General features: G+C 71.1%; 8 protein-coding genes. 4 read left to right on the top strand and 4 right to left on the bottom strand.

Annotated features, from left to right (window positions below):
• The first annotated feature begins 14 nt into the window (after nt 1-14).
• On the top strand, nt 15-902 hold the full coding sequence (locus ACFYZZ_RS12190) for a helix-turn-helix transcriptional regulator (protein WP_389174317.1): 888 nt from the start codon (nt 15-17) through the stop codon (nt 900-902).
• Here the strand turns inward: ACFYZZ_RS12190 and ACFYZZ_RS12185 are convergent.
• Entirely contained in the window at nt 899-2,350 is a 1,452-nt protein-coding gene (locus tag ACFYZZ_RS12185; protein WP_389174314.1) for an MFS transporter, read from the bottom strand. The two genes, ACFYZZ_RS12190 and ACFYZZ_RS12185, sit on opposite strands and share 4 nt — an antisense overlap.
• A gap of 82 nt (nt 2,351-2,432) precedes the next feature.
• Between ACFYZZ_RS12185 and dusB the strand changes: the two genes are divergently transcribed.
• Complete coding sequence (gene dusB, locus ACFYZZ_RS12180; RefSeq protein WP_389174312.1) at nt 2,433-3,602, top strand: tRNA dihydrouridine synthase DusB; 1,170 nt, start codon at nt 2,433-2,435, stop codon at nt 3,600-3,602.
• Here the strand turns inward: dusB and ACFYZZ_RS12175 are convergent, their stop codons facing one another.
• The 3 genes from ACFYZZ_RS12175 to ACFYZZ_RS12165 form a co-directional block, all read right to left on the bottom strand.
• Nucleotides 3,603-5,633, bottom strand: coding sequence for a sulfatase-like hydrolase/transferase (locus ACFYZZ_RS12175; RefSeq protein WP_389174309.1), 2,031 nt, complete (start codon nt 5,631-5,633; stop codon nt 3,603-3,605).
• 194 nt (nt 5,634-5,827) lie between these two features.
• Nucleotides 5,828-7,765, bottom strand: coding sequence for a glycogen debranching N-terminal domain-containing protein (locus ACFYZZ_RS12170; RefSeq protein ID WP_389174306.1), 1,938 nt, complete (start codon nt 7,763-7,765; stop codon nt 5,828-5,830).
• Nucleotides 7,762-9,246, bottom strand: a complete 1,485-nt coding sequence (locus tag ACFYZZ_RS12165) for a hypothetical protein (protein ID WP_389174302.1) — start codon at nt 9,244-9,246, stop codon at nt 7,762-7,764. Before ACFYZZ_RS12165 ends, ACFYZZ_RS12170 begins: the two co-directional genes overlap by 4 nt.
• A gap of 120 nt (nt 9,247-9,366) precedes the next feature.
• On the opposite strand from ACFYZZ_RS12165, the gene ACFYZZ_RS12160 reads away from it, so the two are divergent.
• Nucleotides 9,367-10,587: an ROK family protein gene (locus ACFYZZ_RS12160; RefSeq protein ID WP_389174299.1), complete on the top strand. Its 1,221-nt coding sequence runs from the start codon at nt 9,367-9,369 to the stop codon at nt 10,585-10,587.
• 441 nt (nt 10,588-11,028) lie between these two features.
• A complete protein-coding gene (gene ppdK / locus ACFYZZ_RS12155; protein ID WP_389174296.1) occupies nt 11,029-13,749 on the top strand; it encodes a pyruvate, phosphate dikinase in 2,721 nt (906 codons plus the stop codon).
• The last annotated feature ends 34 nt before the right edge of the window (nt 13,750-13,783 follow it).

Raw genomic sequence — 13,783 nt, 5'->3', positions numbered from 1 at the left:
GGCACCCTGGAGGTATGACCACGATGGCCCAGGAGACCGCCGTCCCGGTGACGCGGGGTTCGGAGATCCGCCGGCACGAGCTGGCCGCCTTTTTGCGCAGCAGGCGTGAGCGCATCACGCCCGAGCAGGTCGGGCTGCCCCGAGGCAGCCGGCGCCGCACCCCCGGTCTGCGCCGGGAGGAGGTCGCCCAGCTCTCCGCGGTCGGCGTCACCTGGTACACCTGGCTGGAGCAGGCCCGCGACATCCAGGTCTCCGTGCAGGTCCTGGACGCCCTGGCCCGCACCCTGATGCTGGACGCCAGCGAGCGCGCCCACCTCTTCCAGCTGGCTGGCACCACCGACCCGACCCCCGCCGCGAGCTGCCCCAGCGTCACCCCGGCCCTGCGCGAGGTACTCCGCGCTCTGGAGCCGATTCCGGCCTGCGTCCAGAACAGCCGCTACGACATCCTCGCCTACAACCGCACCTACGCCCGCCTCATGGGCGACCTGGACGCGATCCCGCCCGAGGACCGCAACTGCATGCTCCTCGTGCACACCAACAGCGACTGGCGCGCGGCCATCGTGCACCTGGAGGACACCCAGCGACTGATGGCCGCCCGCCTGCGCGCCTCCATGGCCGGCCACCTGGGCGAGCCCGCCTGGAAGATGCTCCTCAGGCGCCTGGAGACGGAGTCTCCCGAGTTCCGCGAGAACTGGGAGCGCTACGAGGTGGTGGGCACCCGCACCAAGACGAAGGAGTTCCTCAACCCGTATGTGGGCCACCTGACCTTGGAGCACACGGATCTGTGGCTGGGGCCGGAGGTGGGGGCAAGGATGGTGACCTACTCCCCGAAGAACGAGGAGACGCGAGAGCGCCTGGAGAAGCTGTACGAGATGGCAAAGGGGAGCACCATCCGCAGCTAGGCGCGCTCTGCAGCCCCCACAACCTGCCGCACCTCGGCCGACTCCAGCATCTGGGCCGTACGCTCAGCAGTCCTACGGGCCCAGCGCCCGCTGCTCACCCACCCAAGGACAAGCACGGCCACCCCGCACGCCGTCAGAATCCACCAGCCGGGCCGGGCCGCCGACACGAACATGTCCTTGTACGACGACGAGCCGACCCCCGCGGCGAGCACCGCTCCCACTGTCGCCACGCCCAGCGTCTGCCCCAACTGCCTGCTGGTGGAGGCAACCGCAGCCGCGACCCCCGCCTGAGCCCGCGGCATACCGGACACCGCCGTGTTCGTGATCGGTGCGTTCACGAACCCGAACCCGATGCCGAACAGCACATACGCGGCGACCAACATGGCATCGGAGGTCTCCGCCTCGAACGCGGCGAACAGCACTCCGCTCGCGGTCATCGCGGCGCCGGCCACCAGCAACGGCACCCGCGGCCCCCGGCTGCCCACCAGCCGGCCGGACAGCGGCGCGCACAGGAACGTCGGCCCGGCCATCGGCAGCATCCACAGGCCCGCGTGCAGCGCGTCGAGGCCGCGCACGTTCTGCAGGTACAGCGTGGACAGGAACAGGAAGCCGCCGAGCGCGGCGAAGGCGCTGATCGCGATCACGGTGGCCCCGCTGAACGGAGCGGAGCGGAAGAAGCGCAGGTCGATGAGGGGTTCGGCGCGCCGGGGTTCGTAGCGGAGCAGTGCCAGCAGCGCGGCACAGGCCACCGCGGCGAAGGGGAGGACCGTGCCGGGCCCGGAGTCCGGTGCCTCGATGATCGCGTACGTCAGCGAGCCGAACAGCGCGATCACCAGCACCTGGCCGACCGGGTCGGGGCGGCGGGCCTTGGGCGCGCGGGACTCGGGGACGAAGCGCAGGGTGAGCAGCAGGGCCGCGAGGCCGACCGGGAGGTTGACCCAGAAGATCGAGCGCCAGCCGACCGACTCCACCAGCAGACCGCCGGCGAGGGGTCCGGCCGCCATGGAGATGCCGACGACGCCGCCCCAGACGCCTATCGCGCGGGCGCGTTCGCGTGCGTCGGTGAAGGTGTTGGTGATGATCGACATGGCGACGGGGTTGAGCATCGAGCCGCCGACCGCCTGAACCATGCGGAAGGCGACCAGCAGGTCCAGGCTCGGCGCGAGCGAGCACAGCAGGGAGCCGATCGAGAAGAGGACCAGGCCCGCCATGAACACCTTCCGGCGGCCGATCCGGTCGGCCGTGGAGCCCGCGAGCATCAGCAGCGAGGCCAGCACCAGCGTGTAGGCGTCGATCGTCCACTGCAGGCCGGAGGTGGGGGCGTCCAGGTCCCGCTGCAGCGAGGGCAGCGCCACGTTCAGGACGGTGTTGTCGAGGCTCACGATCAGCAGGCTCATGCAGCAGATCGCGAGGATGAGCAGACGTCGGCGGTGGCTCAGCTCCGGCATGCGGCCCATCGTACGCCGATTTCAATAGTGCGGCTAACTAATGACCGTTACATGATCTTCGCCGATACGCGACAATGGGGCAATGCCCACTCCCGAGTCGCCCTTGCAGATCGGCCCGCACGCCGTCGTACCGCCCGTTGTGCTCGCACCCATGGCGGGGATCACCAACGCGCCCTTCCGCACCCTGTGCAGGCACTTCGCCGGAGGCGAATCAAAGGATGGAGCCAGCGGCGGCAAGGGCCTGTTCGTGAGCGAGATGATCACGACCCGGGCGCTGGTCGAGCGTAACGAGAAGACCATGCAGCTGATCCACTTCGACGCGACTGAGAAGCCGCGCTCGATCCAGCTGTACGGCGTCGACCCGGCGACCGTCGGCAAGGCCGTCCGCATGATCGCGGAGGAGGACCTCGCCGACCACATCGACCTGAACTTCGGCTGCCCGGTCCCGAAGGTGACGCGCAAGGGCGGCGGCTCGGCTCTGCCGTACAAGCGGAACCTGCTGCGGGCCATCCTCCGCGAGGCCGTCACCGGCGCCGGGGACCTCCCCGTCACCATGAAGATGCGCAAGGGCATCGACGACGACCACATCACCTACCTCGACGCCGGCCGCATCGCCGTAGAGGAGGGGGTCACGGCGATCGCCCTGCACGGTCGCACGGCCGCCCAGCACTACGGCGGCACCGCCGACTGGGACGCCATCGCCCGCCTGAAGGAGCACGTCCCGGAGATCCCGGTGCTCGGCAACGGCGACATCTGGACGGCCGAGGACGCGCTGCGGATGGTGCGGGAGACGGGCTGCGACGGGGTGGTCGTGGGGCGCGGCTGCCTGGGCCGGCCCTGGCTCTTCTCCGACCTGGTGGCCGCGTTCGAAGGCCGTACGGAGGACATCGAGCGGCCCACCCTCCGCGAGGTGGCCGACATCATGGTCCGGCACGCCACCCTCCTCGGCGAGTGGATCGGCGACGAGCCGAAGGGCGTCGTCGACTTCCGCAAGCACGTGGCCTGGTACCTGAAGGGCTTCGCGGTCGGCTCGGAGATGCGTAAGCGCCTCGCGATCACGTCCTCGCTGGAGGAGCTGCGGGCCGGCCTGGACGAGCTGGACCTCGACCAGCCCTGGCCGACCGGCGCGGACGGCCCCCGCGGCCGCACGTCCGGCAACAACCGAGTGGTGCTGCCGGACGGCTGGCTGAAGGACCCGTACGACTGCGCGGGCGTCAGCGAGGACGCCGAGCTGGATACTTCGGGAGGCTGATCAACCCCGCTTCGGGTGCGGGGTGGATCCGTACGCCGTCAGGAAGCGGTCGCGGAACGCGCTCATCTTCCAGACCGGGGCGCTGTGCGCGGGGCGCAGGCCGTCCGTCCAGCCCCAGCCGGCGATCTTGTCCAGGACCTTCGGGTCCTTGGCGACGATCGAGATCGGCACGTCACGGCTGGCGTGGTTGCCGCTGACCCGGGCGATCGGCTGGTGGTCGCCGAGGAAGACGAGCACGGTGTCGTCGGTGCCGTAGCGCTCCAGCCACTCGGTCAGCGCGGTCACCGAGTACTGGATCGACTTGCCGTACTCCTCGCGGGACTTGGTGGTGTCGGCGATGACGTCCGCCGGCTTGTTGCCCGCCGCCTGGATGCCCTTGAAGACCGAGCCGTCGCCCAGCTGGTCCCAGCCGACCATCTTCGGGATCGGCGCCCACGGCTGGTGGCTGGAGGTCAGGATGACCTCCGACATCATCGGCTTGTCGTGCTTCTGGCCGTGCACCCGCTGCTGGAACTGCTCCAGCGCATACTGGTCCGGCATGGTCGACCAGCTGAACTTCGGTCCCTTGTAGCCGAGTTCGAAGGCGTTGTAGACCTTGTCGAGGCCGTAGAAGCTCTGCTCCGGCCAGGCCTTCTGCACGCCCGGCATCACACCGACCGTGTTCCACGCGCCGGTCTTCTTGAAGGCCTTGGTGAGGCTGAGGTGGTCGCTCGCCATGACGGTCCGGTAGCGCTGCTGGTTGTTGATCCACAGTCCGGACAGCGTGGTGGAGTGGCCGAGCCAGCTGCTGCCGCCGTAGGTCGCCGAGGTCAGCCAGCCGCTCTTGGCGTGGTAGCCGGCCTTGGCGAGGGCCTTGGTGCGCGCGTCCAGGGTGCTGTCGACGCCGGGCGCCATGATCGGGTCCTCGACGGCGCTGCGGCCGTAGCTCTCGATGAACGTGAAGATCATGTCCTTGCCGCGCAGGTCGGGCACGAGCTGGGAGGGCGGGGTGTTGCCGAAGGCGTCCACCTTGGCCACCTTCCGGAACTCCGCCTCGTCCCGCAGGGTGTCCGCCACCCGGCGGGCCTGGATCTTCACGGCGGTGGCGGTGCGGTCCGAGGCGATCGGCACACCGGAGATCTGCAGGCCGAGCGAGGAGCAGGTGATCCAGACGACGCCCGCGATCAGCGTGCCGCGGGTCGCGGTACCGGTGTGCCGGGCGAGGAGGTTGCTCAGCCGGACCGTGGACAGCGCCAGCAGCACGAACAGCAGCAGGATCACGGCGATCAGACCGGCGGTGGCGGCGAGGGTGGCCGTACGGCCCAGCGAGTCCTCCAGGTACGACTGCGCGTCGCCGAGCAGGCTCCAGTCGAGGACGAGGTTGAAGCTGCGGCCGAGGTACTGGTTGAACCCCATGTCGAGCAGGTTCAGCACGGTCATCGCGCCGAGCGCGACCCCGGACACGGCGGCCAGCACGATCCGGGGCCGGCGGGGCAGAGCGAGCATCAGCGCGGCGCCGATGACGGCCTCGCCGGGTATGCGCAGGAACTTCTCGGGCCCGAGCCGGACGACGCTGTTGGGCATCACGAGCGCGGCGACGACGAGGAGCGTGGCCAGCACGTTGACGCTCACGGAGAGGACCTGGGCGGCGGTGGGGTGCGCCTCCCGCCAGCGCCGCGTCCGCGCGGACCAGGCTGGCCAACTGCGGCGAGTGGGGCTGGGGGTGGCTGCTTCGACGGGCTCTTCGGGCGCTTCTGCGAGGGGCTCCGGGGTGGGTTCCGCGGGCGCTTCCACGAGGGTTTCCGCTGTGGGTTCCTCGGCGATTTCCCCGGAGGCTTCCTCGGGTGCCCCCTCGGCTATGGAATCCGCGACCTCGACCACCGGTGCGGCCCCTTCGGAGCTGTCCTCCGGGGCCTCCGCGGCCTCCGTGGTGCCGACGGCTTTCGCCGCCGGCGTTCGCTCCTCGTCCCGTTCGTCGTCCCGTTTGTCGAGGACAGCCTCGGCTCCCCCTGCCGTACCCGATGACTGGCGCGTGCTCGTGTGCTGAGGCAACCCGGAGGTCCTTCCGTGCGAGACCCTTGACGGAGTCGGCGGGCCACGCTGGGGAGGCTGGGCAGGGCCGGAGAAACCCCGGCCCGCCTGGCCCGCCGACATCCGGTACGGCCCGCCCGAGTCCGCTGTTCACGGCCCTCGGCAAACACCGGGCAAACGCCCGGTCAAAGGCCCTCCTCCTGCCGCGACATGGCCTAGGCCCCTCCGACCGCCGTGAGCAGCGCGAGCGGTGCCGCCGCCGAGCGGGATTCGCGGATGCACGCGTGCGGGTAGGGGACCGGCTCGGGATGGGTGTCGCGGCCGTAGCCCGCCAGCACCTCGGGCAGCCGGTGTCCGGCGGCCGTCGCCGCGTCGACCAGGGCGTGCGCCACCGTACGGGCCTCGTCGTGCAGGCCGTAGCGGGCCAGGCCCAGCGTGATCAGCGCGTTGTCGTGCGGCCAGACCGAGCCCCGGTGGTAGGAGAGCGGGTGGTACGCCGGCTGGCCGGAGGCGAGGGTGCGCACTCCCCAGCCGGAGAAGAAGTCCGGTTCCAGCAGCCGCCGGCCGACGACCTCGCCGTACTCCTTGTCCAGCAGCCCCGACCACAGCAGATGCCCCGCGTCCGACGCCAGCGCGTCGACCTGGTGGCCCTCCCCGTCCAGCGCGAGTGCAGGGAAGGACCGATCCTCCATCCAGAAGTCCCGCTGGAAGCGGTCCCGGAGGTCGGCCGCCGCCTGTTCCAGCAGGGCGGCGTACGTCTCGTCGCCCCACACCGTGCGCGCCACCCACGCCGTGCGGCGCAGTGCGTCGTACGCGTAGCCCTGGGCGCCCGCCGCCATCACCGCGCCGGTGGGCCGGGTGCCGTCGGACCAGCAGATCGCGCCGGGGGAGTCCTTCCAGTTCTGGTTGGCGAGGCCGCCCTCGTCGGCGCGGTAGACGAGATAGCCGCGCGAGGTCAGCCCGCCGTGGTCCAGCATCCAGCCGATCGCCGCGCGGGCGTGCGGTTCGAGGCGGCGGGCCAGGACGGCGTCCCCGGTCTGTTCGACGTACGCCCCGAGCAGGATCAGGAACAGCGGGGTGGCGTCCACCGAGCCGTAGTACCGCCCGAACGGCACCTGCCCGAAGTGCGCCAGCTCGCCGTGCCGCACCTCGTGCACGATCTTGCCGGGCTGGGCGACCCTGGACACGCCGGTCCCGGTCGCCTGGGTGGCGGCCAGCGCGGGCAGCACGGCCGCGGCCAGCTGAGGGCGGTACTGCAGGGTGAACAGGGCGGTGAGCAGGGCGTCCCGGCCGAGCAGGGTGAGGAACCAGGGGGCGCCCGCCGCCGGGACGCGCAGCTCCTCGCCGTCCGGTCCGGTCGCCGGGACCTGCAGTGCGGCCAGGTCGGACAGGCCGCGGGCACAGGCCGCCGCCAGCTCCGGCCAGCCGGTCGGGAAGGCCACGCCCTCCACGAACCTCTCCTCCAGCGCGAGGACCTGCTCGTTCACGGAGGCGGGGGAGCGCGGCACGCGCAGGGCCCGCTTGTCGCCGTGCGGGCGGGCCATGACGCGCAGTATCAGCTCGGTCGTGCCGTGGGGTTCCAGGTCCAGGGTCCACACCAGGCGGCGGGCGCCGGTGCCGGTCTCCTCGACGGCGTCGGGCGCCGGGTCGGCCGTGATGCTCGTACAAGAGCGCCACTCCGCTCGCCGGTAGGCGAACTCGATGCCGTCGTCGAGGACGTGGCGGGAGCGTACGGCGCCGGCCTTGACGTAGGTGCGGTGGTCGGAGCGCAGCTCGAACTGGTCGGTGAAGTCGGCGTCGGCGGTGATGGCGAGCCGGACGGTGGTGGGCGTGGGGCGGTTGCTGGTCACCCGCAGGGACTCGACGAACGAGCTGTCGCCGACGGCCTGTTCACGGAAGAGGGTGTGTGCGGGCGGCTCCTGCCGGCCGCCGCGCGGCACCAGCACACACCGGGTCGTGTCGCCGTCCGTGACCGGTGTGAGCACCTCGGGCACCGCGCCGTCGACGGTGAGCTGCCAGCGGCTGAGGTGCCGGGCGTCCCGTACGAATAACCCGTCCGGGGCGCCGCCGCCCCGCACTCCGCTGATGTCGCCCCGGTCGCCCACGGCGGCGAACGTCGCCCCGTGCACGAGCAGATGATGCCGGTCCGTCATGCCCGGTCCCCTCCCTTGTCACTTCTGTCGAACGTGCCGGGGCCCGTGGGGGACACGCCGTTTCCCACGGGTTGGTGGAGCAGGTCGAGTGCGAGTGCGGCGGTCCAGCCGAAGCCGGTCGCGCCGCATGCCTCGCCGGTGTACGGGTCGACGTACTCGGCGAAGTCGGTGGCTCCGGCGAGGCTCAGCACCGCCTCCCGCAGCGCGTCGGCCCGCTCCCGGTCGCCGTGTGTGCGCAGCCCGCGCTCCAGCAGCCAGCTCGTGTTGAACCACGCCGGGCCGCGCCAGTACCGGTGCGGGTCGAAGGCCTCGCCGAGGAGGTCGTAGCTCGGCACCAGCCTGGTGTCACTGCCGAGCCCGAAGTGCGGGCCGCCGAGGGTGCGGACGAGGGTCGCGACCAGGTCGCGCGGAAGGCCGGGGAGGAGGAGCGGGACGAGGCCGGAGACGCTGCGCTCGGGAACCAGCCCGCCGCCGCGCAGGTCCCGGCACAGGAACATCCCGCTTCCCGGGTCCCACAGCCGGTCGACCAGGGCCGCCGTCAGCCGTTCGGCGCGCGCGTGGCGGGCGGTGCCGGGCGCGCCCAGTTCCCCGGCGATCCGGGCCAGCGCGTGCTCGGAGGCGATGAGGAGGGCGTTGAACGCGGGGTCCTCCACGGCGAACTCGTCCGCCCGTCGCCCACCGCCGCCCTCGACCGAGGCCCTGCGGGCCGCCCCCCTGTCCGCCCCGTCGGCATACCCGGCGTCCCGGTAGTCCGCGGCCAGCCGCACGTACCGCCCGTAGTCCAGATCCGTCGGCCGGTCCTCGGCGGCGCCGTGGTCGAGGTCGGCGCGCCGGAAGGAGCGGGCCGGGGCCGGGGTGACGCGGGCGAGCGGGGCGTCCCAGCAGGGGCTGTTGTCCATGCCCTGTTCCCAGGGGTGCACGACGGACACCAGACCGCCCCCGCCCAGGTCCCGCCGGTGCAGCAGATACCGGTGCCAGGCGGCCAGTCGCGGATACACCCCCGCGAGGAAGCCGCGCGCCCGCGACAGGCCGGGGTCGGCGCAGTGCACCAGCCAGGCCGCCAGCGCGTGCACCGGTGGCTGCACGATGCCGGAGGTCTGTACGGTGCGCGGGGCGCCCGCAGCACGCCCCGCGGTCGAGGAGCGCCAGAAGTCGGGGCTCGGGAAGTACGCGTCGAGCGGTACAGAGGGGTTGAAGACGATGTGCGGGACGCGCCCGTCGCCCCACTGGGCCGCCAGCAGCGTCTCCAGCTCCGTCTGCGCCCGCAGCGGCGAGAGGTGCCTGAGGCCGATCGCGATGAACGCCGAGTCCCACGACCACTGGTGCGGATACAGGCTCCGGGAGGGCACGGTCGAGCTGCCCGTCCAACTCGCCTCCAGCACCCCGGCCGCCCTGACGTGCAGGGACGTGTACGCGGCCGGCGGATCGTATGCGATCTCGCGCTCCGTGACACGGGCAGTGAGCTGGGCAGTGCGATCCACTCGGGGCTCCCCGAAGACGTCCGGCCGACCTGGTTTGGTTGGTGCTACCGCAGGGTTACGTCTATTTAACACGCAAAACTCAATATGTAAGGCAAACTTGAGAAACACAAGGGGGTGCGCATGACCGGACGGCCCGGCAGGGCAGGCAAGAGTGGCAGTCAGGCCAGCGCCGGCGATCTGCTCGAACTGGTGCGCAGCGGACGGGCCGTGACCCGCGGCGCGCTCCAGCAGGCCACCGGACTCTCCCGCGCCACCGTCGGCCAGCGCCTCGACCGGCTGTTCCGGGCCGGCTGGCTGCGCGAGGGCGCCGGCGGCCCGGTCGACTCACCGCTCGGCGGGCGCCCCTCCATCACCCTGGAGTTCGACGACGCGCACGCGGTCGTGCTCGGCGCCGACCTCGACACCCGGCACGCCCGGGCGGCCGTCCTCACCCTGACCGGCGAGATCCTCGCCGAACACTCCGGCACCCTGGTCGTCGAGGACGGACCCGAGGTCGTCCTGGGTGAACTCGGCCGCTGGTTCGGCGAGTTGCTGATCAAGGCGGGGCACCGGGCGGAGGAGGTGTGCGGCATAGGGCTCGCGGTGCCGGGGCCGGTGGACAGCGAGACCGGCCGGGTGGTGCAGCCGCCGATCATGCCGGGCTGGGACGGCTACGACATACGGGGCCGCCTCTCCCGCGCCTTCACCGAGCACACCGGCGCCCCCGCGGTGCCGGTCCTGGTGGACAACGACGCCAACCTCATGGCCTACGGCGAACAGCGCACCGGATACCCCGACTGCTCGGCGTTCGTGCTGGTCAAGGTCTCCACGGGTATCGGCGCCGGAGTCGTGGTCGACGGCTCGATCTTCCGGGGCGTCGACGGCGGGGCGGGCGACATCGGACACATCCGGGTGGGCGCCGAGGCGCTGTGCCGGTGCGGTTCGTACGGCTGTCTCGCCGCCGTCGCCAGCGGCGGCGCCGTGGCCCGGCGGCTGGCCGAGTCCGGGGTGCCGGCCGCGTCCGGCTCGGACGTACGGGACCTGCTGGCCTCCGGGCACCCGGAGGCGGCCGCGCTGGCCCGGGAGGCCGGCCGCCAGGTCGGGGACGTGCTGGCGACGGTCGTGACCCTGCTCAATCCGGGCGTCCTGATGATCGCCGGGGATCTGGCCGGAACCCCCTTCCTCACCGGTGTCCGAGAGCTGCTCTACCAGCGGGCCCTGCCCCGCTCCACGGCCCACCTGGACGTCGTGACGTCCCGGCTGGGCGAGCGGGCCGGGCTGCTGGGGGCCGGGGCGATGGTCGTGGAGCATCTGTACGCGCCGGAGCGGGTGGAGGCGCGGCTTCTCGCGCTGGGCGTGTGACGTGTGTCCGCGGCGGAGCCGCATATGGATGCAGCCCATCGGTTTTCGGTCTCAGAAGCCGTCCGCATGGTGAAATCCGGCCTGCTGTGGCAGCGTGATTCTCGCCACCCTTGATAAGGGTTGCGCTCAGATGAGCGGATCATGGGCGACTGCACTTCTCCAAGGGGTGGCACTCGGTGCCACCCCTTGATCGTTCATCGATCGAAATCAGATGTGCTGTGCTCGCGCTCATCTGAGCGGAAAACCGGCCCTGTGGGCCTTGCTGCCTTCAAGAAGTGAAAACATCAGCTGCGTTTAGCTTGTCAAGCTTTGACTTTCGATCCGCTGGCGGACGACTGGTTACAGGCCCATGACGCACAAGTGGACGTACCCAGACGCCTTCGATCTGGGTATGTTCCTCGCCGTCAGGGCAGCCACCGCGGCCTCAAGGAGTCGAGACCCGTGTCGGAAAACAAAGAACCCCACGTAGCGAAGTTCGTTTACGACTTCACCGAGGGCAACAAGGACCTCAAGGACCTCCTCGGCGGCAAGGGTGCCAACCTCGCCGAGATGACCAACCTGGGTCTTCCGGTCCCTCCCGGCTTCACCATCACCACGGAGGCCTGCAAGGTCTACCTGGAGAGCGGCGAGGAGCCCGCGGCACTGCGTGACGAGGTGAGTGCGCACCTCGACGCCCTTGAGCAGAACATGGGCAAGAAGCTCGGCCAGGCCGACAACCCGCTGCTGGTCTCCGTCCGCTCCGGCGCGAAGTTCTCCATGCCCGGCATGATGGACACCGTCCTGAACATCGGCCTCTCCGACAAGTCGGTGCAGGGCCTGGCCAAGCAGGCCGGCGACGACCGGTTCGCGTGGGACTCCTACCGCCGTCTCATCCAGATGTTCGGCAAGACCGTTCTCGGCGTCGACGGCGAGCTGTTCGAGGAGGCCCTCGAGGCGGCCAAGGCGGCCAAGAAGGTCACCGTGGACACGGACCTCGAAGCGGCCGACTGGAAGAAGCTGGTCACCAAGTTCAAGAAGATCGTCAAGGCCGAGGCCGGCCGGGACTTCCCGCAGGACCCGCGCGAGCAGATGGACCTCGCCATCGAGGCGGTCTTCAACTCGTGGAACACCGACCGCGCCAAGCTGTACCGCCGCCAGGAGCGCATCCCCGGCGACCTCGGCACGGCCGTCAACGTCTGCTCGATGGTCTTCGGCAACCTGGGCCCGGACTCCGGCACGGGCGTCGCCTTCACCCGCGACCCCGCCTCGGGCCACCAGGGCGTCTACGGCGACTACCTCCAGAACGCCCAGGGCGAGGACGTGGTCGCGGGCATCCGCAACACGGTCCCGCTCGCGGAGCTGGAGTCGATCGACAAGAAGTCGTACGACCAGCTCATGCAGATCATGGAGACCCTGGAGAACCACTACAAGGATCTCTGCGACATCGAGTTCACCATCGAGCGCGGCCAGCTCTGGATGCTCCAGACCCGCGTGGGCAAGCGCACCGCCGGTGCCGCCTTCCGCATCGCCACCCAGCTGGTGGATCAGGGCCTGATCGACGAGACCGAGGCGCTCCAGCGCGTCACCGGCGCCCAGCTGGCGCAGCTGATGTTCCCGCGCTTCGACGAGCACGCCAAGGCCGAGCAGGTCGGCCGGGGCATCGCGGCCTCGCCGGGCGCCGCGGTCGGCAAGGCGGTCTTCGACTCGTACACCGCCGTGAAGTGGTCCCGCTCGGGCGAGAAGGTCATCCTGGTCCGCCGGGAAACCAACCCCGACGACCTCGACGGCATGATCGCGGCCGAGGGCATCCTGACCTCCCGTGGCGGCAAGACCTCCCACGCGGCCGTCGTCGCGCGCGGCATGGGCAAGACCTGTGTGTGTGGCGCCGAGGAGCTCGAGGTCGACACCAAGCGCCGCCGGATGACGGTCCCGGGCGGTCACGTCGTCGAGGAGGGCGACGTGATCTCCATCGACGGGTCGAGCGGCAAGGTGTACCTCGGTGAGGTCCCGGTGGTCCCGTCCCCCGTGGTGGAGTACTTCGAGGGCCGGATGCACCCGGGCGCCGACGACGCCGACGAGCTGGTCGAGGCCGTGCACCGCATGATGGCCTTCGCCGACCGCAAGCGCCGCCTGCGGGTGCGCGCCAACGCGGACAACGCCGAGGACGCGCTGCGCGCCCGTCGCTTCGGCGCCCAGGGCATCGGCCTGTGCCGCACCGAGCACATGTTCCTCGGTGAGCGCCGCGAGATGGTCGAGAAGCTGATCCTCGCGGACACCGAGGAGGTGCGCGAGGCCGCCCTGCAGGAGCTGCTGCCCCTGCAGAAGAAGGACTTCGTCGAGCTGTTCGAGGCGATGGACGGCCTGCCTGTGACCATCCGTCTCCTCGACCCGCCGCTGCACGAGTTCCTGCCCGACATCACGGAGCTGTCGGTCCGCGTGGCTCTGGCCGAGTCCCGCCAGGAGCCGCACGAGAACGACCTGCGTCTGCTCCAGGCGGTCCACCGCCTGCACGAGCAGAACCCGATGCTCGGCCTGCGCGGTGTCCGCCTCGGCCTGGTCATCCCCGGCCTGTTCACGATGCAGGTCCGCGCCATCGCCGAGGCCGCGGCCGCGCGCAAGAACGGCAAGGGCGACCCGCGCGCCGAGATCATGATCCCGCTCGTCGGCACCGTCCAGGAGCTGGAGATCGTCCGCGAGGAGGCGGACCAGGTCATCGCCGAGGTCGAGGCGGCCACCGGCACCCAGCTGAAGCTGGCGATCGGCACCATGATCGAGCTGCCGCGAGCGGCCCTCACGGCCGGCCAGATCGCGGAGGCGGCGGAGTTCTTCTCCTTCGGCACGAACGACCTGACCCAGACGGTGTGGGGCTTCAGCCGCGACGACGTGGAGGCCTCGTTCTTCACGGCCTACCTGGAGAAGGGCATCTTCGGCGTCAGCCCCTTCGAGACGATCGACAAGGACGGCGTCGGCTCCCTCGTGAAGGCGGCGGCGAAGGCGGGCCGCGAGACCCGTCCCGACCTGAAGCTCGGCGTCTGCGGCGAGCACGGCGGCGACCCCGAGTCGGTCCACTTCTTCCACGAGGCCGGCCTGGACTACGTCTCCTGCTCCCCGTTCCGCATCCCGGTCGCCCGCCTGGAGGCAGGCCGCGCGGCCACCCAGTCGGAGGGCAGCGACCACCGCTGACCTCCACCGGAGGCCCGGCCCCGGCGCCCGGCCT

It is taken from the genome of Streptomyces sp. NPDC001816 (genome assembly GCF_042892235.1).
In the GTDB taxonomy this organism is placed as follows: domain Bacteria; phylum Actinomycetota; class Actinomycetes; order Streptomycetales; family Streptomycetaceae; genus Streptomyces.
Note: the sequence above shows the minus strand (reverse complement) of the source record. Positions and strands in the feature narration are given on the sequence as shown.